The following is a 20,308-nucleotide window of genomic DNA, read 5'->3' on the forward strand; positions in this document are numbered from 1 at the left end:
CCGTGAAGCCTCGTTCGGCTCCGCGCCAGCATTGCGCCTCGTTGCAGACGACGCGCCATGTGCGCGAGAGCCCGGCTTGCGCGTTGCAGCAGCTCGCGCCCATGCGCGAGGTCGGGGGCTCTCTTGACGTCCACGTGAGAACGCCGGAAGAAGTCCGCGTGGCCGCGACCTCCGACATGCTCCGCGAGCTGTTCGACTACGTCGGCTTCGGCGACGAGGACGCGCGGTGGCTGGTGCGGATGGGGCCCGCCGTGCGCCCCGCGTTCCCGCACATCGTCGACGAGTTCTACCGGACGATCGACGACAACGCGGGCGCTCGCGCCGTGTTCACCGGAGGTCCCGCGCAGCGCGCGCGCTTGCACGCGAGCATGCACGCGTGGCTCGAGGGCGTCGTCTCGGGGATCTACGACGAGGGCTACTTCGAGCAGCGCGCGCGCATCGGTCGCATGCACGTCCGCATCGATCTCGACCAGCGCTACATGATGGCGGCGATGAACGTCATCCGGCGCGGTCTGCACGACGCGCTGCGCGCGGCGCAGTGGCCGGCGGACGAGCAGATCCACGGGCACGACGCGATCGACAAGATCTGCGACATCGAGCTCGCGGTGATGCTCGAGACCTACCGCGAGAGCTACGTCGAGAAGCAGCGCGCGAACGAGCGCCTCGCGACGATCGGGCAGCTCGCGGCGTCGATCGGTCACGAGCTGCGCAACCCGCTCGCGGTGATGGAGACGTCGCTCCACCTCCTCTCCTCGAGGCAGCAGGCCGAGCGCGGCAACGCGGACGACAAGGCCGCGCGCCACTTGCACCGCATCCGCGAGCAGCTCGCGATCTCGGGCGCGATCATCTCGGACCTGCTCGAGATGGCGCGCGACCGCGCGCCCGATCGCCGGCCCGTCGACGTGCGCGCGCTGATCGACGAGGCGCTCGCGAGCGTGCCCCGGCCCGAGCAGCTGCGCGTCGAGGTCGCCATCGACGAGGCGCTGCCGCGCGCGAGCGTGGACCCGGTGCAGCTGCGTCAGGTCGTCGTGAACCTCGTGCTCAACGCGTCGCAGGCGATCGCCGGCGCAAAGCGCGAGGGCGTGGTGAAGGTCCACGCGCAACGCGAGGGCGACGAGCTCGTGCTGGTGATCGAGGACGACGGACCGGGCCTCTCGACCGAAGCCGTGCGACGGCTGTTCGAGCCGCTCTTCACCACGCGCGCGACCGGCGTGGGCCTCGGCCTGCCGCTGTGCCGTCGCATCGTCGAGAAGCACGGCGGCACGATCCGCGGCTACAATCTCGGACAGCCCGATGCGCCCGAGGGGGCGCGCTTCGAGATCCGCCTTCCGGGCGCGCTCGCGGTGACGGGCGCTCCGTCCTGACCCTACGTCCTCGCACGCCATGAGCCGACGCGTCCTGATCGTCGACGACAACCGCGAGCTCGCGGAGAACCTCGCCGAGATCCTCGAGATGGAAGGTCTCGAGGCGCTCGTGATGGACGATCCCCTCGCGGTGCTCCACGCCGCGCGCGAGCTGCGCTTCGACGCGGCGCTGCTCGACGTGCGCATGCCGGGGATGGACGGGATCGATCTGCTGCGGCAGCTCGCGGAGCACTCGCCCGACGCGGTGTACGTGCTGATGACGGCGTTCACGAAGGAAGAGCGCCTCGCGCAGCGCGATGCGCGCGTGCGTCGCGTGCTCGCGAAGCCGTTCGGGCCCGACGTGCTCATCGCGGCGCTGCGCGACGTCGAGGTGGTCGGCGCTGGCGGGGCCTGAGTGACGCCGCCCTTCGACGTCCTCGTCATCGAAGACAACCTCGCGCTCGCGGAGAACGTCGCGGAGCTGCTCGAGGAGACGGGCGCGAGCGTGCGCATCGCGTCGACGGTCGGCGAGGCGCGCGCGAAGGTGCGCGAGCGCCCGTTCGACGTCGCCATCGTCGACGTGCGGCTGCAGGCCGACGTGTCGGGCATCGATCTGGTGCCGTTCCTCAAGGAGAGCTCGCCCGACGGCGAGGTGATCCTCGTGACCGGCAACGCGACGCTCGACACCGCGATCGCAGCGGTGCGCCACGGCGTGTTCGCGTACGTGCAGAAGCCCTTCCAGCCGCCGGATCTGCTGGCGCTCGCGGAGCGCGCGCTCGGTCAGGTGCGCCTGCGCAAGGAGCGCAGCGAGCTCGAGGCGCGCGCCGCGGAGGCCGAGGCGATGGCCGCGATGGGCCGCCTCACGGCGGCGCTCGCGCACGAGATCCGCAACCCGCTCAACGCCGCGATGCTGCAGCTCGAGCTGATGGAGCGCGCGTCGAAGAAGAGCGGCGATCCCGCGATCCACAAGGGCGTCGGCGATCGCGTGCGGCTCGTGAAGAGCGATCTCGGGCGCCTCTCGACGTTGCTCGACGAGTTCCTCGGCCTCGCGCGGCCGCGTCACTTCGAGAAGCGACGCGTCGATCTCGTCGCGCTGCTCGCCGACGTGCACGCGCTGCAGGAGCCGGTCGCGGCCGACGCGGGGATCACGCTCGCGCTCGAGCTCGCGCCGGACGTGCCCGCGATCGACGGCGACGAGGGCCGCATCAAGCAGGTCGTGCTGAACCTCGTCACCAACGCGCTCGACGCGATGCGTCCCCAGGGCCACGGCACGCTGACGATCGCGGCGTCGCGCACGTCCGACGGCGCGGCCGAGCTACGGATCGCCGACACCGGACCGGGCATCGCGCCCGAGCTGCTGCGCGACGCGTTCCGCGCGTTCGTCACTGCGGGCAAGCCGCGCGGCACCGGGCTCGGGCTCACGATCGTGAAGAAGCTCGTCGAGCTCCACGGCGGCACCGTGAGCCTCGACTCGACGCCGGGCGAGGGAACGACCGCGATCGTGACCCTCCCCGCCGCGACCACCTGAGCCCCGTGCTCGGCGGTCAGTCCGAGTCCTCGACGTCCCCGCCCATCCCCCACTCCTTGAGGCGGTACTGGATCTTCCGCCGCGAGATCCCGAGCATCTCCGCGGCCTTGCCCGTCGAGCCCTCGCACGCGTCGAGCGTCTGCAGGATCGCGATCCGCTCGATCTCCGCGAGCGTCATCCCCGGCACGAACGCGCCCACCGAGCCCGCTTCCGCGGCGGGCGTCGGCATCGGCAGGTGCTCGCGCTCGATGCGCTTGCCCGGTGCGAGCACGACCGCGCGCTCGATCGCGTTCTCGAGCTCGCGCACGTTGCCCGGCCACGCATGCGCGAGCAGCGCCTTCATCGCCTCGTCGCCGAACCCCTCGAGCGCGCGCTCGTTCTCCTTCGCGAACCGATGCAGGAAGTGGTGCGCGAGGATCGGGATGTCGCTCCGACGCGCGCGCAGCGGGGGCACGTCGACGCGCACCACGTCGAGCCGGTAGTAGAGATCCTCGCGGAACGTCCCGTCCTGCACGCACTGCTTGAGGTCGCGGTTCGTCGCCGCGACCACGCGCACGTCGACGCGGATCGTCTCGTTGCCGCCGACGCGCTCGAATTCGCGCTCCTGCAGGAAGCGCAATAGTTTGACCTGCAACGGCTTCGGGACCTCGCTGATCTCGTCGAGGAAGAGCGTCCCGCCGTCGGCCTGCTCGAAGCGTCCCTTGCGGCGCGCCATCGCGCCGGTGAACGAGCCCTTCTCGTGCCCGAACAGCTCGCTCTCGAGCAGCGACTCCGCGAGCGCCGCGCAATTGAGCCGCACGAAGGGCCCGCTCTTGCGCTTGCTGTTCTCGTGGATCGCCGCCGCGATCAGCTCCTTGCCGGTGCCGCTCTCGCCGTGGATCAGCACCGTCGCGCGGCTCGGCGCGACCTGCGCGATCACCTGCGTCAGCCGGCGCATCGACGGGTGCTCGCCGAGGATGCGGCTGAAGTCGTAGGTCTCGTGCAGGCGCTCGCGCAGCTCGGACGCCTCGCGCGCGAGCTTCGCCTTGTCCATCGCGCGCGCGAGCAGCGCGGTCACGGTGCCGACGTCGAGCGGCTTCGTGACGTAGTTCTCGGCCCCGCGACGGATCGCCTCGACCGCGGTGTCGATCGTCCCGAACGCCGTCATCACGACGAACGACGTCTCGGGGTACTCGGCCTTGCCGCGATCGAGCAGCCCGAGCCCGTCGAGGCTCGGCATCTTCAGATCGGTGAGCACGACGTCGGGCCGCAGCTCCTCCATGAGCCGCAGCGCTTCGAGGCCATCCGCGGCGGTCGCGGTCTCGTAGCCTTCCTCCGCGAGGATCTCGGCGAGCGCGTCGCGCGCGTGCGTCTCGTCGTCGACGACGAGCACGCGACCTCGGAGCTCGGAGCGGGACGCCATGCCCAAGGGTTCTAGAGCGCCCGCGAGCTGCGCCGCAACTCGCCCGTCCATCACGCGACCTCGGCCACCAGCACGGCGCGCAGCTTGCGCTTGGCGCGCGCCTCGATCTGACGCACGCGCTCGCGCGAGAGGCCGAGCATCCGCCCGATGTCCGCGAGCGTCTCGGCGTCGTCCTCGAGGATCCGCCGCTGCACCACCTCGCGCTCGCGCCGATCGAGCTGCGCCAGCGCGAGCGCCACGACGCGCTCGCGGCGCTCGCATTCCTCGGCCTCGGCGATCGCCTGCTCGGGCGAGGGATCGTTCGCGCCGAGCTCGACCGAGCTGCCGTCCTCGTCGCTCGGTCCCACCGACACGTCGCGCGCCGACAGCGCGCTCTCGACCATCGCGACGTCCTCCGCCGACGTCCCGGTGACCGCCGCGATCATCTCGCGCGACGGGCGCTCTCCGCTCGCCTGCTGCAGCGCGCGCTCCACGCTGCGCATGCCCGCGAGCAGCTTCCGCGCGTTGCGCGTCGAGGGCGCCGCCACGATGCGACGATTGCCCATCGCGAAGCGGCTGATGCGCGCGCGCACCCACCACGCCGCGTACGTCGAGAAGCGCGTGCCCTTGCCCGCGTCGAACCGGCGCGCGGCCTCGACGAGCCCGAGGTTCCCCTCGGCGACCAGCTCCGCGACCGACACCCCCGAGCGCGCGAACCGCGCCGCCGTCGCCACCACGAGGCGGAGGTGCGCGTCCAGGAGCGCTCGCAGCGCGCGCCCGTCGTCGTGCGCCTGGATGCGACGCAGGTACTCGAGCTCGACCTCCGCCCCGAGCATCGGGGCCGCGGCGGCGGTGCGGCGGAGCTGGGCGAGCGAGACGTCGTCGGTGGTGGCGCGCATGGTCGGGATCTCCTCGGTGGCGAGGAGACGCCTTTGCGGCCGTCGTGCCACACACGTAAACCATCGTGATCACATCGCTTTCTCGCGAATCACGCCGCGCCGCGCGCATCCGTTGCGCAGCGGGGCGCGTGCGACGCGCAGCGGTTGCGCGCTTGTCGCCGGTGCGCGCGGGGACGAGATGCCCGGGGTGGTGCGCATCGACGACGGGGCCTGGGCGCGCGAGTACGAGCGGATCGCAGCGATGCTGCGCGGCGCGGCGCGGGTCCCCTGGAGCGCACCACGCAGCTGGTCGCAGCGTCGCCAGGCCGCGCGCGAGCTGGTCGCCGCCGTCACCGAGTCGGTGAAGCTCGCTCGCGACACGTACGCACGCGAGCCGTGGACGGCCGCGCTGGCGCGCGCGAGAGAGCTCGTGAGCGCCGCCGAGTCGCGCGACGCGGCGACCGCGAACCGCGCCTAACGCTCGGCGTGCGCGTACGAGGCCGCGATCGCCTCGAGCAGTCGATCGAGATCGATCGGCTTCTTGAGATACGTCGCGCGCGGCGCGCGCTCCGACGCCTCCATCACCGAGCTGTGCCCCGACACGACGATGCGCGGGATGCTCGCCCACGCGGGCGCCGCGTCCATGCGCGCGAGCAGCGCGTAGCCGTCCTCGCGCGGCATCGCGACGTCGGTCACCACGACGTGCACGACCTCGCGCTGCAGCACGACGAGCGCCTCGGCGACGCTGTTCGCCTCGAGCGTCAGCGCGCCGTGCCACGCGAGGTACTCGGCGAACATGCGACGCGTGTCGTCGTGATCGTCGACGATCAGCACCCTCACGTCGGACACGCCGCACGTCGCGGTCCGTGCGTGCGACGACGAGCGCGTGCGTGGCAGGCGCGCGCGCTGCGTCTTCAGCTCGGCGACGTCTTCGGGCGGCGTCACCGCGCGCAATTCCGGACGACTGCGTGGAGTCGACATCGCGCCTGGCGAGGTAGGTCCGCGCGATCGCTGCACAACGACCCGAGCGTGGCGATGCCCGGCTGAGGCGGCCCGTCGATCACGCGGCCGCTCGATCACGAGAGCGCCGAGACGCGACGCGGTCCGTGCTCGCAGGTGCTCGTCAGCCACTCCGCGATCGCTTCGATCCGCGGCGGCACGTACCCCAAGAGCACGCGATCCGCGACGCCCGACGCGAACGCCGCGTCCGCGATCGACGCGCGCCCCTCGACGAGGAGCACACGCCGCGCGCGTGGCGCGCGCTCGCTCGCCGCGAGCAGGATGCCGAGCCCGCTCTTGCGTGGGCTCGGATCGAGCTCCGCGATCACGGCATCGATCGGCCCGCTCGCCATCGCGGCGTCGAGATCCCCACAGGTCTCGACGCCGCGTGCCCGCAGCGCATCGCACACGCGATCGCGGAGGGCCCCCGCCTTCGCAACCACCACCACGCGCAACCCCATGCGGAGCGGACATCGACGCGCTCACCGTCGTTCACAACGGCAAGTCGCGCGATGGGCGACCGAGGGTGCGCGACCGCGATCAGGCCGCGCAGGCCGGCGACCGATAGTGCGGACGCAGCATCGATCCCACGAGCAGGCGCAGCTCGTCGATGTCGAACGGCTTCGGCACGAGCGCGGCCGCGCCGAACTGGCGAGCAGCCCCGCGCATCGGCAGATCGACGCGCGACGAGAGCAGCACGATCGGGGGACGCCCCGGCGTGCCGTCCGTCATGCCGAGCACCTCGAGCCCGGTGAATCCGTCGAGCTCGACGTCGGCGAGGACGAGCTGCGCGCGCGACGTCGGATCGGCCCCGTCGAGGTGCTCGAGGAGCTCCACTCCGTCCTCGACCACGCTGACGAGGTGACCATCTTTGCGGAGCGCGTCGGCGATCGACGCGCGCTCGGCTGCGTCAGCGGTCGCGACGAGGACGTGGGCGCGCCACGCAGGGAGATCCTCGAGCTCGACTGGACGCGAGACTGCCATGACACCCTCCTCCGGGCCCTCACGAGCCCCTGCGGGTGCGTGTGCAGACGACAGGCCAGAAGAGTGTCACGTGCGAGATCCCGCGATCGTGGCGTCCGAAGTGCGGCGCGTGCGTCACGAAGGGCTGCGCGCGGTGAGGCGCGAGGACGCTCGATCTCGGTCAGAGGACGGGGTGCACGATCTCGCCCGCCGTGCCGGCGGGGACGCGCGGCGTCACGACCGCGGCGCGCACGCACGACTCGGCTGCGCTGCCGGCGAGCGGTGCCTCGAGCGCGAGCGAGACGGTGCCATCCGCGGCCCACGACGCGCGGACGGGGATCACGCCGACACCTGCACAGCGATGGATGTCGGCACGCCGCGCATCGAGCGCGGCCCGCAGCATCTCCTCGGGCGAGCCGCCCGCGGGGGGCTCGGGGATGACGAGCCCGTCGTCGATGCTCGTGGTCGTCACGGTCGCGGTCGTGGCGGTCGGCTCCACCGGTGCGCCCGGCGGAGGCGGGACGGCGTCGGGGCTCGGCTGCGCAGCGGGCGCCACGGCGGCGACGGGCGCGCCCCACCCGGCGCCCTGCGCGGTCATCATCCACGCGCACTCGATGCCGCCACACACGAGGTCGTAGCGCGCGCTCCGGCCGCAACCGCTCGCGTTGCGCACCGTGGCCGCGGGCGCGTCGACGTGCAGCTGCGCCGCGGGGCATCCCAGCTCGGCCGCGGCGCGCAGGACCACTGGCTGGAGCGGCGACCAACCGCCGCGACGCCCGAGCGCCCACGCGTAGTCGCGGAGCTGCCCGCAGCCGTGCACCTGGTAGACGCGCTCGTTCAGGGCCGTGAGCACGAGCGCCTGCTGATCGCAGCCGAGCTCGCGCGAGGCCTGTTGCACGAGCTGCCTCTGCTGGCGTCGACCGACCGTCGCGCTGCCGCCGCGTCGCACGCACGCGCCGAGCGCGAGCGCGGCGATCACGGCGAGGACGACGAGGACTCCGAGGCGGGCCCGCACCATCGCGCGAAGCTACCACGGCGCGCGCGAAGGGCTCGCGCGCGCCGTGGGCGATGCGTCACGCCGTGACTTCGTACTCCGCGGTGCCGAGCACGTTGCCCGCGGCGGTGCGCACGACGACGCGATAACGACCGGGCGCGCGCGTGCCCGTGCGGGCCTGGGTGCGGTACCGCGGGCGCGCCGGGATGTGCAGCGAGACGCCGCCCGAGCCCCCGGCCGCGACCTCGCGATCCGCGCGCTCGAACGTCACGCGGATGTCGGTCTCCGCGCCCGTCGTGTTCTCGACGCGGATCAGCACCATCACGCGCCCGTCGGCGGCCGCGAACGTCGTGGTCGGATCGACGACCTGCCCCGCCTCGATGTTGCGCGCGAGGGTGATCTCGGTGATGCGCAGGCCGTCGACGGCCTCGCTCTCCTCGGCGGTCGTCTGCGCGGCGCGCGCCTCGCGCGCGACGTCGTCCCCGGGCGGATCGGCGGAGACTGGCGCGGCCACGAGCAGCGCCGACGCGACGAGCAGCGACGCGATCCCACGACGACGAAGGTTTCGAGCTCTGAGCATGATGGCGTGCCTCCTGGGCCGACGCCGCACTTCGTGATCGGCCGTCCGTGCGAGCCGTGCCCGCTGCCCCCCTGGCAACCGGTGCACCACCCGCGAGCTCGGCGAGAATGCCACCTTTCGCGTCGCGCGCGCGTGGGCGTCGAGACACGCGACCGTGACTACGCGCTCTCGTGCAGCAGGAAGAGCGCGAGCGCCTCGGTGCGGCGCGCGAGGCTCTCGAGGCTGCTCCACTCGCTCGTCTCGTGGAAGTGCTCGCCCCACGGGCCGAGCCCGTCGATGCTCGGAACGCCCGCCGCCGAGAGCAGGTTCGCGTCGGAGCCGCCGCCCTGGAGCGGCGCTTCGCCCACCCGGAGCCCGCATCGCGCGGCGCACGCCTCGTAGCGGAGGCGCAGCGCCTGGCTCGCCGCGCTCGCCTCCATCGGAGGTCGCGTCACGCCGCCGCCGAGCTCGAAGCGCACCTGCGAGAGCTTCTCCGGGACGTCGCGGAGCCCTTCGAACGGCGCCGCGACGATCGCCGCGAGCCGCGCCTCGAGCTCGGCCGCGTCGCGCGCGCTCTCGAAGCGCGCGTCGATGCCGATCTCCGCGCGCTCGGGCACCGTGTTCTTCGCGCTGCCGCCGGCGAAGAGCCCGACGTTCACGGTGAGCCCGCGCGCGTGATCGGTGATCGCCTCGAGCCGCGGCACGATCAGCGACATCGCGTGGATCGCGTTGATGCCCGCGGCGTGCGCGGCGCCCGCGTGGGACGCGCGACCATGCGCGACGATCGTCCAGAGCCCGCCGCCGCGGCGTCGTGTGACGATGCGGTCCTCGCGGCGCCCCGCCTCGAACACCAGCGCGGCCGTGGTGCGCGGCGCGAGCGCGGCGAAGAGCGCGCGCGACGAAGGCGAACCCACTTCTTCGTCGCTCACGCAGATCGCGCGCACGCGCAGACGCGCGAACGCATCGGGGTCCGCGTCGCGCACCGCGCCGATCGCGAAGAGCATCGCGGTGAGCCCCGACTTCATGTCGAGCACGCCGGGCCCCCGCGCGACGTCGCCCTCGCGCACGAACCCCGAGAAGCCCATCGCGCGCGGGAACACCGTGTCGACGTGGCCGACCAGCGCGAGCGCGCGATCCGCGTCGAGCGTCGCCGGCGTCGTGTACACGCGATGCGCCGCGTAGCGTTCCGTCGGGTCGGGATGCCGTGTGATCGTCAGCCCGAGCGCGCTCGCCGCGTCGTCGTAGATGCGCGCCGCGAGCTCGACGTCCTCGGGCTCGCGCGTGCAGCTCGACTGCTCGACGAGCCGTGCGAGGAGCGGGACCTGCGCGCGCTCGAACGCATCGCGCACCGCGGCGCGCACGCGCGCCTCTCGTTCCAGGGTCGGCACCCCTCCGCTATATCACGCGTTGAATGTCGCCCTCGCTACGCCCGTCTCCCGCGCTCGTGCGCACGCTCTTCCTCGTGATCGTCGCCGTCGTCGCGCTCGCGCCGAGCGCAGCGCCGGCGCAGCGCAGGCCACGCGGCGAGCGCCGCGAGCGCCCGGTCCCCGCCGACGCGACGGTGCAGTGGACCGTGTTCGTGTCGGCGCACGGAGATCAACCCGCCCGCCGGACGACGGCCACCGCGGAGCCCGGCTCGATCGAGGTGCCGATGAGCGGCTGGCAGTGCACCTACTCCGCGCCGAACCGCGCGCAGCTCAACGAGACCAACTGGTCCGAGGTGCGCACGCTCGAGTGCACGCACGGCGACGCGGTGGTGAGCACGACGGGCTTCTGCCAGATCGCGGGCGCGTCGTGGGGCGCGCGCGCCGGCGTGCTCGCGCTCGGATCACGCACCGACGCGAGCCGCGTGACCGTCACGCTCGACTGTGCGGTGCTGCAGTGATCACTCCGCCGCGAGCGCGAGCGGGCGCTCGGTGACGACGAAGAGGTACTCGGTGTTGCGCAGGTGCGAGACCTCGCCGACCTTCTGGCCGCGCGGGTTGTAGATCCCGATCTGCGCTCCGACGTAGCGCTTGTGGTCGCGCTCGATGACGACGACCTCGCCGCGCTCGCGCAGCATCGCGATCATCGCGTCGCGATCGACGTACCCCTCGTCGCTGAACGACACCACGAGCGCGCGTGCCCGCAGTCGCGCGAAGAGCGCCGCGAGCGCGACGCTCGCCTCGCGCTTGCGGTTGAACGCGCTGGGGCGCTCGCGCACGTCGACGCGCTTGCACGCGATGCCGTACACGTCGGGGCGATCCCAGCGCACCAGCGTCTCCCACACGTGGTAGTTGCCGAGGTACGAGTGCTGGTTGTACGGCGGGTCGACGTACGCGACGTCGGCCTCGAGCGTCGCCGCGGCCTCGAGCGCGTCGAGCGCGTGCGCCTCGCCCTTCCCCGCGGGCGCGCGCGGCAGCACCTCGGGCAAGCGCAGCTCGAGATCGTTGTGGGCGCGCGCTGCCCACGACTTGAGGAACGCCATCTGCACGCCGGTCGTCGAGTCGACGCGATCGGCCGCTTCCATCAGCGACACGATCAGCACCGCCTCGAGCTCGGGCGGCAGCGACTTCCGCGCGATCTCCTCGCGGATGGCCTCGATGCGCGCGCCGTTCTTCGGCTGGAAGTAGCGCGCCCGCTCGCAGTACGTCTCGGTGAACCACCCGGCGCGCCCGGGCAGCGCCGAGAGCTCGGCGATCAGGCGTCGCGCGTCGTGCTCCACGTCCTCGCGATCGGCCTGCACGTAGCAGCGCGCGAGCACGCTCGCGTACGCGTTGTGATCGTTGGCGATCACCCGATGTCCGGCGCGCTTCAGCGCGTGCCCGACGCGCGACGTGCCCGAGAAGAGATCGAGCACCGTCTCCGCTGGGCCCGTCGCGCGCACCGCCTCGAGGATCCCGTCGAGCAGGACGCGCTTGCTCCCGAGGTACTTGATCACGCGGCGCGCAGCCTAGCCCGGGGGCTTCGCGCGTCGATCCGGCGCGCGCTGCCGACCACGACCACGACCACGACCACGTTCGAACGGCGCCGTCCCGAGTCGGCCACGCGCGAGATCGCACGCGGCGCAGCTCGGGGTACGGGGGCGCACCCCGCGCACCGTCCCCGACGAGCCGACCGCCGCGCGAGATCGCAAGCGGGCTGGGGCCCCGCGCGCAGCTCGGGGTCCGGGGGCGCACCCCGCGCACCGTCCCCGACGAGCCGACCGCCGCGCGAGATCGCAAGCGGGCTGGGGCCCCGCGCGCAGCTCGGGGTACGGGGGCGCACAGCCCCCGGGAAAAGAAAGAGGGCGGCGAGCCCCCCCGGCCTCACCGCCCTCGGTAGAGCGCGCCCCCCCAAGCCCTGCGCGCACCGGAATCCGATGTCCGAGCCCGCGCGATCCGCGAGCCGGAGCCTCCAAGTAGCACGAGCGTCCCTCGCGGCGAAACCCCTGATCGCGACCCGCCCTCGCACCCGCCGAAACTCGGCGTTTCGCGGCGATTGCGCGCGGAGAGGCCCTCTTCTACAGTCCGGTCCCCTTTCATCCGGGCGCCGCGGACGGAGCACGTTCGCGTCTCGCCCCGGGATCGGCGTGCACCGGCCTCCATGCTCGAAGTCATCCAGAAGCGCTTCCAGACGGTCATCCTCTCGATCCTCGTCGGACTGTTGAGCGCGACCTTCATCCTCACGTTCGGCGGCCCGAATTCGCAGGGCTGCTCGCTCAACAACCAGGGAGCGTTCGCCGCGCGCGTCTACGGGACGACGATCACCGAGGGTGATTTCCGCGCCGCGTACCAGCTCGTCGGGTTCCAGCGCTTCGACGTCGATCGCGCCCGCACGCTGCGGCTCCGCGAGCTGACGATGGACGGCCTGGTCGAGCGCGAGCTGCTCGCGCACGAGGCGGAGCGGATGGGCTTCACCGCGGACTCGCACGACGTGATGCGCGAGGTCGCGGAGACGGGCGTCATCCTCTCGACGCCGCCGGTCGACGCGCCCGCGGGCTACCCCGGGCCGGAGATCCCGCAGAGCTTCGACGACCGCGACGGCCGGTTCTCGAGCAAGAACATGCGGCGCTTCATCCAGAACTACCTCCGCCGCAGCGTGGAGGAGTTCGAGCGCTGGCAGGTCCGCGAGCGCCTCGCGCAGCAGACGCGCGACGCCGTGCTCGCGACCGTGACCGTCAGCGCGCAGGAAGTGCGCGAGCAGTACCAGCGCGAGACCGACCGCGCGCAGATCGACTACGTGCGCTTCAGCCCGGTCTACTACCGCGACCGCGTCGAGAGCGGCGACGAGGCGATCCGCGCGTGGATGGCGGAGCACACCGAAGAGGTCGACGCCGAGTACCAGCGCCAGCGCCACCGCTACACCGGCCTCGAGGAGCAGCGCCGCGCGCGGCACATCCTCATCAAGGCGACGTCCGACGCGCCCGAGGCGGATCGCACGGCCGCGCGCACACGCGCCGAGGAGCTCCTGCGCCGCGCCCAGGCGGGCGAGGACTTCGCCGCGCTCGCGACCGCGAACAGCGAGGACACCGGCAGCGCGCGTCGCGGCGGTGACCTCGGCTGGAACGCGCGGGGCCGCATGGTCGCGCCGTTCGACGAGGCGCAGTTCGCGACCGAGCCGGGCTCGATCACCGATCACGTCGTCGAGACGAACTTCGGCTACCACGTGATCAAGGTCGAGGGGCGCCGCGAGGGCGACGTGCCCGAGGACGAGGCGAAGCGCGAGCTCGCCGAGACGCTCTACGCGCGCTCGAGGGCCGGAGAGCTGGCCCGCGAGCAGGCCGATCGCGCGCTCGCGTACCTCCGCGAAGGCAACTCGATGCAGGAGCTCGACACGCGCCTGCAGTGGAACTGGCAGGACGCGCCCGCGGCCGGCCCCGACGGCGCCGCGCCCGAGGCGCCGGAGCGCGACTCGTTCGCGCCGCAGGTCCGCGAGTCGCGCCTCTTCGGCCGCACCGACACCCCCGTGAGCGGCACCGGCGCGGGCGAGCTCACGCGCGCCGCGTTCGAGCGCACGATGGACGAGCCGCTGCCCGGCGAGCCGATCCAGGTGGGCGACGACTGGTACGTCTTCCAGCTCAAGCAGCGCACCGAGGCGACCGAAGAGAACTTCACGCCCGAGGTCCAGGCGAGCATCCGCCAGCAGCTGCTCGAGGCGAAGCAGACCGAGGTCCTCCGCGCGTACGTGCACGGCCTGCGCGATCGCGCGCGCGCCGACGGCGAGCTGCGCGTGAACGAGGACGTCCTGCTCTACGGCGACGAGGCGCCGGAAGAAGAGGAGCAGGAAGAGGCGCCCGCGGGCGGCGACGAGCCCGAGGCCGAGCCCGAGGAAGAGGAGTCCACCGCGCTGCCTCCCCGTCGCGGCATCGGCGTCGCGGCGTGATGAAGCGAGCGGGACTGGACGTCCGCACGCGCACGCTGACGAACGGCCTCCCGATCGTCGTCGCGCCGCTCCCGCACCTGCACACCGCGACGCTGATGGTCGGGGTGCGGGTCGGCTCGAGGCACGAGACCACCGCCAACGCGGGGATCTCGCACTTCCTCGAGCACATGCTCTTCCGCGGCACCGCCGAGCACCCGACGGCCCACGAGTTCAACCTCGCGGTCGAGGAGCTCGGCGGCACGCTGCACGCGGCCACGCGCGCCGACTTCACGACGTACGAGCTCACGGTCCCGCCCGAGCACGCGATCGAGGGCCTCGCGATCCTCGCGGAGATCTTCGGCACCCCGAGCCTGCGCAACCTCGAGCTCGAGAAGCGCATCGTGCGCGAGGAGATCCTCGAGGGCGTCGACGAGGACGGTCGCGACGTGGACCCCGACGACATCGCGCACCGCGCGGTCTTCGGCGTGCACCCGCTCGGCGCGAAGATCGCGGGCACCGAGACGAGCCTCTCGAAGTTCGGCGAGAGCGATCTGCGCGCGTGGCACGCGCGGCACTACGTCGCGCGCAACGCGGTCGTGGTCGCGGCGGGCGCGGTCGATCCCGACGAGATCGTGCGCACCTGCGAGCGCTGCTTCGGCACCCTCGCGAGCGGCGAGCGCCAGGAGCCCTCGCCGTTCACCAAGCCGACGCGGGGCCCGCGCTTCACCTACGTCGACAGCACGGGGAGCCAGACCGACGTGCGCGTCGCGCTCCCGAGCGTCGGCGAGAAGGATCCGCTGCGCCGTGTCTCGGAGCCGCTGCGCTACGCGACGGACCTGCTCACGCGCGTGCTCGACGACGGGATGAGCACGCGCCTCTTCCGCACGGTCGTCGAGGACACGGGCCTCGCGTACGAGACGTTCGGCTCGTTCGATCCCTACGAGGACACCGGGCTCGTCGTCGTCGGCGCGGCGATCGAGCACAACAAGACCGCGTCGCTCGTGACGACGGTGCTCGATCTGCTCGTCGGCCTGCGTGATCGCGCGATCGAGCCGCGCGAGCTCGCGAAGGCGAAGAAGCGCGCGCTCTTCGACCTCACCGCGGTGCTCGACGACGCCGAGGGCATCGCCGAGTGGCTCGTGATGGATCGCGTCTTCGAGCTCGGTGAGTCGCTCGAGCGCATCGCCGAGCGCATCGAGGCGGTCACGCTCGACGATCTCGCGGCGGCGGCGCAGCGGACGATCCGTCCGGACCACATGCAGGTCGTCGCGGTCGGTGTGCTCCCGGAATCGGTGGAGCGCGAGACCAAGCGGATCGTGCAGACGTTCCGCTGATCGAGCCGCCGAGCACGAGCAGGTGCACGTGCACCCGTCTCGATCGCGCCCGCCTCGTCGGGACGACCGTGCTCGTGCACGTGCGCGTCCCTCGTGCTCGTCCACGTGCCACCTGCGCGTGCTCGGTCGTTCCGCACGAAAAGATTGACATTGGATCCGAGGAGATCAGGATTGGGCTCTCGATGCGCGGCGTGCAGCATCCTGAGCCCCTCGGGGTCGTGTCCTCCGGGGCGCGGCCCGGGCCGCTGCAGCGCGCACCCGGCAGCACGGCGGCGCGCCAGCTCTCGCTCTCGTTCGACGCCGCGCCCGGCGGCAGCGTGCCGCCGCCTGCCGCGGTGATCGCGCCAACGCCGATCGTCGTGGCGCCGCCGAGCGATCCCGAAGAGTCCGCCCGCGCCCACATCGAGAAGGTGATGAACTCGATGCTCGGCGTGCGCGTCGAGGTCGAGCTCACGAGCAACCGCCGCACGATGATCTCGAGCGCGCGCAGCGGCATGGCGCTCCGCCTCCGCCTGCACCGCATGTTCGTCGAGGCCGACGGCGCGATCGTCGAGGCGCTCGGCCGCTACGTGAAGACCGGTGATCGCCGCGCGTCGCGACGGCTCGGCGAGTTCATCGAGGCGAAGCGCGATCGCTTCGTCGCGCCGCGCCCTCCCCGCGTGCTGCGCCCGCTCGGCGAGCACCACGACCTCCTCGCGATCTACGCGCGCATCGAGTCGACGTACTTCCCGGGCGCGCTCGCGGGCGTGACGATCACCTGGGGCCGCCACGGCGCCGCCGCGCGCGGCCGTCGCCGCAAGCGCAGCATCCGCCTCGGCACGTACACCCACGACGAGCGCCTCATCCGCGTGCACCCCGTGCTCGATCAGCCGTGGGTCCCCGCGTTCTTCGTCGAGTACATCGTCTTCCACGAGATGCTCCACCACGTGGAGCCGGCGCGCGAAGAAGACGGCCGCACGATCTTCCACACGCCCGAGTTCCGCCGCCGCGAGCGCGCCTACCCCGAGTACGAGCGCGCGCTCGCCTGGGAGCGCGCGAACATCGGCAAGCTGCTCACGAGCTGAGCGCGACCGACCAGAACGCCCAGCGGCCCGCCGCTGGGTCGACCGGCTTCCACTCGATGTGCACGCCCGGGTACTCGCTCGCGAGCTGGCGCATCGCGGCGTCGCGATCGGCGTGCATCGTGTCGCCCACGCAGTCGCGCGACGCCGAGAACCGGTGCACGAACACCGCGTCGGCGTAGGTGTCGATCACCAGGACCTTCGCCGCGCCTCGTGGGATCGCCTCCCGGTCGATCCACCGCGCGAGCTCCGGCGGGAACCCGTCGAAGTGACGCTTCGAGTCGATCGGCTGCGGAAGCACGCCCACCTCGCGCGTGCGAGGCCGCGCGTCGCCCTCGAACACGCCGGCGCTGGTCGCGAGGTACGACTCGAGCGTCTCGCCGGTCGTCGGATCGATGCGCTCGTAGTGCTGGTGCGAGCCTCCCCACGGGTCGACGAGGTCGACGGCGTGGTGCCGCCGCCGCCGCGTTCCGTCGAGCGAGGTCCACGCGCCGTGCGCGATGCGGACGAGCCCGCCGACGAACGCGGCGTTGCGCAGCGCGCGGGCTCGCTGCATCTCGCGCTTCACGACGAAGCGTGCCCGCACTCGGTACGCCAACGCGGCGACGGCGCCGATCGTCGCGACGAAGACCCCGGAGCGCCACGGCTCGGGCAGCGAGAGCGCGACGCCCGCGGCCGCGAGCACGGCGCCGCCCAGCGCGACGTCGACGGCCGACACGTCCGCGCGGCCGAACCGCGGAAGCGGGAAGAGCGTCGCGACCGCGACGGGCCCGGACGCGCGTGGTGGCTCGCGGTACCCCGCCGGCGCGTCGCCGCGCGTCCGGCTCGGCAACGGCGCGGGCCTCGCGGGCGGGCCGAGCGCGAGCGCGAGCATCGTGCGCTCGTCGAGCGTCCAGGCGTCGAGCCCCACCCGGTCGCGAACGAACCGCAGCATCGCGTCGGGATGGGCGAACCGCCGCGGATCGAGCCCGGTGCGCGCGCCGCGGCTCGTGACGACGACGCGGCGCCCCTCGACGGTCACCGACGTGACCTCGCTCCACGGAATGCTGCGGACGCGCCAGCCCACGTACGTGTGCAGCGCCGTGTCGTCGAGCACCGCACGCGCGCGCAGGAAGACGACGAGCGCCGCGACCCCGCCGAGGACCAGCGCGAGCCCACCGACGACCGCGAATTCGCCCACGGTTCGGCTCGCGAGCGCGACCGTCGACGCGACGAGGAGCCCCAGCGTCGTCGTCGTGCGGAGCGCCGTGTCGAGCGAATCGACGGTCTCGGTCACCGACCGGAGGATGCCTGGTCCGCGTGCGGTGTCGAACGTCCGCGACGCGGTGGTCCGACCCACTGCGGCCCGGCGGGGCGCGAAGCGGTGCCCGAGCCACCGCCGGCCACCGCAGCGGGGCCGTCCGGCGTGGTTCGGACCACGGGCGACCACCGGCGAGAGGTGGTCCGTCGTCGTTCGGACCACGGGCGACCACCGGCGAGAGGTGGTCCGTCGTGGTTCGGACCACGGGCGACCACCGGCGAGAGGTGGTCCGTCGTGGTTCGAACCACCGCCGACCACCGGCGCGAGGTGGTCCGTCGTGGTTCGAACCACCGCCGACCACCGGCGCGAGGTGGTCCCCCGTGGTCGGAACCACCGACGACCACCGGCGAGCGGTGGTCCGGCGTGGTTCGATGGCCGCCGACCCCCGGCGCGCGGCGGTCCACCGTGGTTCGGACCATCCGCGCCACCGGCGACCGGCGTTCCGCCGTGGTTCGGACCTCGACGAACGGGCAGTCCGAGCACGACGTCGCGCCTCGGGGGTCCTCACGAGCTATATCCCGCCCCGCCGTGTCTCTCGTCGTCCTGGAGTCCGCGACCGTCTCGTTCGGTGCGCGATCGATCTTCGAAGACCTCTCGCTGCGCGTCGCCGAGGGCGATCGCATCGGGCTCATCGGTCCGAACGGGTCCGGCAAGAGCACGCTCCTGCGCGTGCTCTCGGGCGAGCAGCAGCTCGACAGCGGCTCGCTGCGCCGCTCGCGCGGCGTGCGCGTCGGCTGGCTCCCGCAGGACATCGTCGTCGAGGGCGGCAAGCGCCTGCTCGAGTTCGTCCGCTCGAGCGTGCCCGGTCGCAACGAGATCGAGGGCGAGCTCGCCGCCGCCGAGAAGGACTACGAGAAGGCGCTCGCCGATCAGCGAGAAGGCGACGACGAGGTGCTGCTCGACGCCGCCGCGCGCCTCGCCGATCTGCACGAGCGCATCGCGCGCTTCGACGCGCTCTTCAGCGAGCACGAGGCGATCAAGATCCTCGCGGGCCTCGGCTTCGAGCAGAAGGATCTGCAGCGCGACGTCGGCGAGTTCAGCGGCGGATGGAAGATGCGCGCGGTGCTCGCGGCGCTGCTCTTCCAGCAGCCCGACGTGATGCTGCTCGACGAGCCGACGAACCACCTCGACATGCCCTCGGTCGCGTGGTTCAGCGAGTTCCTCCAGAAGTACTCGCGCGCGTTCGTCCTCATCTCGCACGACCGCGAGTTCCTGAACGAGCAGGCGCGCCGCATCGTGACCTTCGAGGTCGAGGGCGTGCGGCAGTACCCGGGCAACTACGAGAAGTACCTCGAGCTCCGCGCCGAAGAGGAGACGATCCTCGAGAACAAGGCGAAGAACATCGAGCGCGAGCGCGAGAAAACCGAGCAGTTCATCAACCGCTTCCGCGCCCAGGCGAACAAGGCGAAGGCGGTGCAGAGCCGCATCAAGGCGCTCGACAAGATGGAGAGCGTCGAGACGTACCGGAAGCGCCGCGCGATGAGCTTCACGTTCCCGCCGGTCGGTCGCGCGGGGCAGGACGTCGTGAAGATCGCGGGCCTGCGCAAGGCGTACGGCGATCACGTCGTGCTGCCCGACGTGAACCTCACGGTGTACCGCGGTGATCGCATCGGCATCGTGGGCCCGAACGGCGCAGGCAAGACGACGCTGCTCAAGATGATCGCGGGCGAGCTCGCGCCGGATCGCGGGACGATCGAGCTCGGGCACAACGTGCAGCCCGGCTACTACGCGCAGCATCACGCGGAGACGCTGCACCCGCGCAGCACGGTCTACGACGAGGTCTCCGGCGTGAACAAGGAGCTCGGGCAGACGCGCGTGCGCAGCGTGCTCGGCGCGTTCCTGTTCAGCGGCGACGACGTCGACAAGCCGATCCAGGTGCTCAGCGGCGGTGAGCGCGCGCGCGTGGCGCTGGCGCGGCTGATGGTGAAGCCGGGCAACTTCCTGCTGCTCGACGAGCCGACGAACCACCTCGATCTCGCGTCGTGCGAGAGCCTGATCGAGTCGCTCGAGAGCTACGACGGCACGATGCTCTTCGTGAGCCACAACCGCGCGCTGGTGCGGCGGCTCGCGAACAAGATCTGGCTGGTCGAGGGCGGTCAGGTGCTCGAGTATCCGGGCAATCTCGACGACTACATGGCGCTGTCGCGCGCGCGCATCAGCGGCGAGCAGGCGCCCGAGCCGGTCGCGAAGAGCGCGCCGGTGAAGCAGAGCGCGCCGGTCGTGGTGCAGGTGCCGGAAGTGCCGCGCAACCGCGAGGACGACAAGGCGCGCAAGCGCGAGGAAGCGCGTCTGCGCGAGCAGCGCAGCAAGAAGATCGCGCCGCTCAAGAAGAAGGTCGACGAGATCCTCGCGCGCATCGCGGAGCTCGAGACGAAGCAGGCCGAGCGCAACCAGAAGCTGTGCGACCCGGCGGTCGCGATGCCCGACGCCGAGCGCTTCGCGATGCTGACGGCGATGCAGACGGACGCGGAGAAGATCGAAGAGCTCACCGGGCGCTGGGAGCACGCTCAGGAAGAGCTCGAGGCGGCGGAGAAGGAGCTCGGCGCGAGCTGAGCAGAACGGCCGTGCACGAGCACGTGGCACGTGCACGTGTACGAGTCACGACGCGGCGCCTCGAGGACACGAGCGCCGCGCTCCGCGAACGAC

19 protein-coding genes are annotated in these 20,308 nt (G+C 72.4%); 9 read left to right on the plus strand and 10 right to left on the minus strand.

Annotated features, from left to right (window positions below; genetic code table 11):
- Positions 1-158 precede the first annotated feature (158 nt).
- From DB32_RS27675 to DB32_RS27685, 3 genes are read left to right on the plus strand one after another with little or no spacing between them, the layout of a single operon-like run.
- Positions 159-1,364 carry a sensor histidine kinase gene (locus DB32_RS27675; RefSeq protein WP_053235643.1) on the plus strand — a complete coding sequence of 402 codons (1,206 nt, stop codon included), beginning with the start codon at positions 159-161 and terminating at the stop codon, positions 1,362-1,364.
- Between the two features lie 19 nt (positions 1,365-1,383).
- Positions 1,384-1,758, plus strand: a complete 375-nt coding sequence (locus DB32_RS27680; protein ID WP_053235644.1) for a response regulator — start codon at positions 1,384-1,386, stop codon at positions 1,756-1,758.
- Positions 1,759-2,871 carry a hybrid sensor histidine kinase/response regulator gene (locus tag DB32_RS27685; RefSeq protein ID WP_053235645.1) on the plus strand — a complete coding sequence of 371 codons (1,113 nt, stop codon included), beginning with the start codon at positions 1,759-1,761 and terminating at the stop codon, positions 2,869-2,871.
- A gap of 16 nt (positions 2,872-2,887) precedes the next feature.
- Here DB32_RS27685 and DB32_RS27690 read toward each other — a convergent pair whose 3' ends face one another.
- Positions 2,888-4,273, minus strand: a complete 1,386-nt coding sequence (locus DB32_RS27690; RefSeq protein ID WP_075097647.1) for a sigma-54-dependent transcriptional regulator — start codon at positions 4,271-4,273, stop codon at positions 2,888-2,890.
- Positions 4,274-4,323: 50 nt separating this feature from the next.
- Entirely contained in the window at positions 4,324-5,151 is an 828-nt protein-coding gene (locus tag DB32_RS27695) for a sigma-70 family RNA polymerase sigma factor (protein ID WP_053235646.1), read from the minus strand.
- 178 nt (positions 5,152-5,329) lie between these two features.
- Between DB32_RS27695 and DB32_RS27700 the strand changes: the two genes are divergently transcribed.
- On the plus strand, positions 5,330-5,608 hold the full coding sequence (locus tag DB32_RS27700; RefSeq protein WP_157069462.1) for a hypothetical protein: 279 nt from the start codon (positions 5,330-5,332) through the stop codon (positions 5,606-5,608).
- On the opposite strand, the gene DB32_RS48590 is transcribed toward DB32_RS27700, so the two are convergent.
- From DB32_RS48590 to DB32_RS27730, 6 genes are all read right to left on the minus strand, one after another.
- On the minus strand, positions 5,605-6,075 hold the full coding sequence (locus DB32_RS48590; RefSeq protein WP_169791578.1) for a response regulator: 471 nt from the start codon (positions 6,073-6,075) through the stop codon (positions 5,605-5,607). The two genes, DB32_RS27700 and DB32_RS48590, sit on opposite strands and share 4 nt — an antisense overlap.
- Positions 6,076-6,206: 131 nt before the next feature.
- Positions 6,207-6,590 (minus strand): hypothetical protein, encoded by a 384-nt coding sequence (locus DB32_RS48595; protein ID WP_053235649.1) that lies wholly within the window; start codon positions 6,588-6,590, stop codon positions 6,207-6,209.
- A 79-nt stretch (positions 6,591-6,669) separates the two neighbouring features.
- Positions 6,670-7,113, minus strand: a complete 444-nt coding sequence (locus DB32_RS27715; protein ID WP_053235650.1) for a response regulator transcription factor — start codon at positions 7,111-7,113, stop codon at positions 6,670-6,672.
- A 160-nt stretch (positions 7,114-7,273) separates the two neighbouring features.
- Positions 7,274-8,110: a hypothetical protein gene (locus DB32_RS27720; protein WP_053235651.1), complete on the minus strand. Its 837-nt coding sequence runs from the start codon at positions 8,108-8,110 to the stop codon at positions 7,274-7,276.
- A 55-nt stretch (positions 8,111-8,165) separates the two neighbouring features.
- Positions 8,166-8,666, minus strand: a complete 501-nt coding sequence (locus tag DB32_RS27725) for a DUF2914 domain-containing protein (RefSeq protein WP_053235652.1) — start codon at positions 8,664-8,666, stop codon at positions 8,166-8,168.
- A 158-nt stretch (positions 8,667-8,824) separates the two neighbouring features.
- Positions 8,825-10,033, minus strand: coding sequence for a M20/M25/M40 family metallo-hydrolase (locus tag DB32_RS27730; protein WP_157069464.1), 1,209 nt, complete (start codon positions 10,031-10,033; stop codon positions 8,825-8,827).
- A gap of 23 nt (positions 10,034-10,056) precedes the next feature.
- Between DB32_RS27730 and DB32_RS27735 the strand changes: the two genes are divergently transcribed.
- A complete protein-coding gene (locus DB32_RS27735; protein ID WP_157069465.1) occupies positions 10,057-10,530 on the plus strand; it encodes a hypothetical protein in 474 nt (157 codons plus the stop codon).
- Here DB32_RS27735 and DB32_RS27740 read toward each other — a convergent pair whose 3' ends face one another.
- Positions 10,531-11,565, minus strand: coding sequence for a DNA adenine methylase (locus DB32_RS27740; protein ID WP_053235655.1), 1,035 nt, complete (start codon positions 11,563-11,565; stop codon positions 10,531-10,533).
- A 644-nt stretch (positions 11,566-12,209) separates the two neighbouring features.
- On the opposite strand from DB32_RS27740, the gene DB32_RS27745 reads away from it, so the two are divergent.
- From DB32_RS27745 to DB32_RS27755, 3 genes are all read left to right on the plus strand, one after another.
- The gene (locus DB32_RS27745; RefSeq protein ID WP_053235656.1) at positions 12,210-13,988 is read left to right on the plus strand and encodes a peptidylprolyl isomerase; all 1,779 of its coding nucleotides are present in this window, start codon (positions 12,210-12,212) and stop codon (positions 13,986-13,988) included.
- Positions 13,988-15,301: a M16 family metallopeptidase gene (locus DB32_RS27750; protein ID WP_053235657.1), complete on the plus strand. Its 1,314-nt coding sequence runs from the start codon at positions 13,988-13,990 to the stop codon at positions 15,299-15,301. Before DB32_RS27745 ends, DB32_RS27750 begins: the two co-directional genes overlap by 1 nt.
- 218 nt (positions 15,302-15,519) lie before the next feature.
- Positions 15,520-16,365, plus strand: coding sequence for a M48 family metallopeptidase (locus DB32_RS27755; RefSeq protein WP_083457847.1), 846 nt, complete (start codon positions 15,520-15,522; stop codon positions 16,363-16,365).
- Here the strand turns inward: DB32_RS27755 and DB32_RS27760 are convergent.
- Positions 16,355-17,638 (minus strand): hypothetical protein, encoded by a 1,284-nt coding sequence (locus tag DB32_RS27760; RefSeq protein ID WP_157069466.1) that lies wholly within the window; start codon positions 17,636-17,638, stop codon positions 16,355-16,357. The genes DB32_RS27755 and DB32_RS27760 overlap by 11 nt on opposite strands.
- 552 nt (positions 17,639-18,190) lie before the next feature.
- Between DB32_RS27760 and DB32_RS27765 the strand changes: the two genes are divergently transcribed.
- Complete coding sequence (locus DB32_RS27765) at positions 18,191-20,215, plus strand: ABC-F family ATP-binding cassette domain-containing protein (protein WP_053235659.1); 2,025 nt, start codon at positions 18,191-18,193, stop codon at positions 20,213-20,215.
- Positions 20,216-20,308 lie beyond the last annotated feature (93 nt).

Source organism: Sandaracinus amylolyticus (genome assembly GCF_000737325.1).
Taxonomy (GTDB): Bacteria; Myxococcota_A; Polyangia; order Polyangiales; family Sandaracinaceae; genus Sandaracinus; species Sandaracinus amylolyticus.